The 2,529-nt window shown below is 39.8% G+C and carries 2 protein-coding genes; both read left to right on the top strand.

Going from position 1 to position 2,529, the window contains the following annotated elements; all coding sequences use genetic code 11:
• The coding region (locus Q8907_16130; protein MDP4275796.1) for a RagB/SusD family nutrient uptake outer membrane protein at positions 1-627 on the top strand (627 nt) is incomplete at its 5' end.
• A gap of 30 nt (positions 628-657) precedes the next feature.
• A partial coding sequence (locus Q8907_16125) for a SusC/RagA family TonB-linked outer membrane protein (GenBank protein ID MDP4275795.1) occupies positions 658-2,529 on the top strand: 1,872 nt, incomplete at its 3' end.

Below are 2,529 nucleotides of genomic sequence, written 5' to 3'. Positions count from 1 at the left end.
TTTGTAGGCAGGGATCCCCGGTTTTACAAAACGTTCTTTTATAATACTGCTCCATGGTTAAACCGGACAGTTCAGACCTTTGAAGGGGGCGCCGATAAACCTGGAGGAACCAAACAGCAAACCATTACCGGTTATTACCTGCGTAAGTTTATGGGGGATTTTGAAACAGCAAACCAGTATTCAAATCATAATCACGATAATATTTTGTTCCGCTATGCTGAAGTGCTACTTAATTATGCAGAAGCCCAAAACGAATATTTATCAGCTCCCGATAAATCGGTATTCGATGCTGTTGAAGCAATCCGGCAAAGGGCAGGTCTTTCTCCTTATCAGCTTGCTGGAGATTTGACCAAAAATCAAATGCGTACCATTATTCATAATGAACGACGGAAAGAGCTTGCCTTTGAAGAACACCGCTTTTGGGATGTGCGCAGATGGAAAGAGGCTGATACTACTTTCAATAAAACGCTGCACGGTACCCTTATTTACAAACTGGCTTCCGGAGGTCTTATGTATCAGTCGACTCCTGTGCTTCAGATGAAATTTGTACCTAAAATGTATTTTGCACCTATTCCTTATTGGGAAGTTTTGAAGAATACTAAAATGATCCAAAATCCACAGTGGTAACTAAAAATTAACCAAGTAAATTCAGAAATTATGAAAAGATACTTATATATTTTTCTGCTTATATTTTTAATAAGCCCTTCTGTGTTAATGGCACAGGTTAAGGTATCCGGAGTCGTAAAAGATGCGACGGGGCCTTTGCCGGGTGTGATTATTAAAGAAAAGGGTGGCACAAATATTGGAATTACCAATGAAGATGGAAAGTTTACGGTTACCTTAAAAGGTACTTCCAATACGCTTATTTTTAATTCTATCGGATTTTTGGAGCAGGAACGAAAGATAAAGAGCGGGCAACAGCTTGAAGTGATTTTGCAGCCGAGTGACAATAGCTTGAACGAAGTAGTTGTTGTTGGGTATGGAACAGTAAAAAAGATTACTAATACAGGATCTGTAAGTGCCATCAAAGCTGAAACTATCAAGGAAGTGCCAACATCCAGTATTCAAAATGCGTTGAGTGGCAAGTTGCCGGGCTTCTTTTCACTGCAACGTTCGGGTCAGCCCGGAAGGGATGCTTCCGACTTTTTCATCCGTGGTGTCAGCTCGTTAAACCCCGATGGTAATCAGCCTTTGATTATTGTTGATGATATTCAGTATACCTATGAGCAGCTTAGTCAGATCAATGTTAACGAAATAGAAAGTATTTCCTTGCTGAAGGATGCTTCTACAACGGCTATTTACGGGATTAAGGGTGCTAACGGGGTACTTGTAGTAACAACCAAACGTGGCCAGGCCGGAACTCCGAAGATTAACGTGAGGATGGAATCCGGTATACAGTCTCCGGTAACTAAATTGAAGTTTCTGAATTCATACGAATCAGCAACACTGGTAAATGAGGCTTATACAAATGATGGTTTAACTCCGTTGTTTACCCAGGCAGACTTAGATCATTTCAAAACCGGAGACGATCCGTATGGACATCCTGATGTAAATTGGTACAACAAGATTTTTAAGCAAAGTTCAATGCAGAGAAACGGGAATATCGATATTTCCGGAGGAAATTCGACAATTAAATATTTTATTTCCGGTGGAGCTTTTTCTCAGGACGGGGCAGTCAGGCATTTTGATGATTATTACTCTGCTGGGGGTACTGTCGATAATAATTACTATTACCGCAGGTTTAATTTTCGTTCTAACCTGGACATTCAGGCTACCAAAAGCTTGAACGTGCGAATGGATATTACTGGACGCTTTGCGAGAGTTAATTCTCCAGCCGATGGAAATATAGTTTCTGAAGTTTTTGACTTTTCTAAAATCCATCCTTATTCAGCTCCTTTCTTGAATCCAAATGGAACTTATGCTTATGCAAGAGATACAAAAGATCAGTTGCCTACCATTAATGCCCGTCTGGCAAGTAAAGGTTATTCGCTAGAGAGAAGAAATGATATGAATGCTCTTTTTGGGTTGACTGAAAAATTGGATGCGCTTACCGAAGGACTTTCTTTCACCACCAAGGTTGCTTATGCCAGTGTGGAAAGTAATACCAGGTCTCAAGAAAGAGGTGATCCGCCGACTTATCTTTATGATCCTGCTACAGGATCCTATACATTACATGGAGATACCTATACAATGAGTAATTATACCTTGTTTGTGGGTGAAGGTAATTATAATAACCGGGTAAATCTTGAAAGTAGTTTCAATTATGACCATGACTTTGGTAAACACCATATTTCTTCTTTGTTTTTGTATAACAGAGAGTCGTATAATGAAAAAACTGATAATAAAAGTTCGAACTGGATACCTCAGAATTTCCAGGGACTTACCTTCCGTACCGGATACGATTATAAACAGAAATATCTGGTCGATGTGACAGCCTCATATAATGGTTCCGACAGATTTGATGTAAATCATCGATATGGTTTCTTCCCAGCTGTTTCTATGGGATATGTTCTTTCTAACGAGGCCTTT

The organism is Bacteroidota bacterium (assembly GCA_030706565.1).
Lineage (GTDB): Bacteria > Bacteroidota > Bacteroidia > Bacteroidales > JAUZOH01 > JAUZOH01.
Note: the sequence above shows the minus strand (reverse complement) of the source record. Positions and strands in the feature narration are given on the sequence as shown.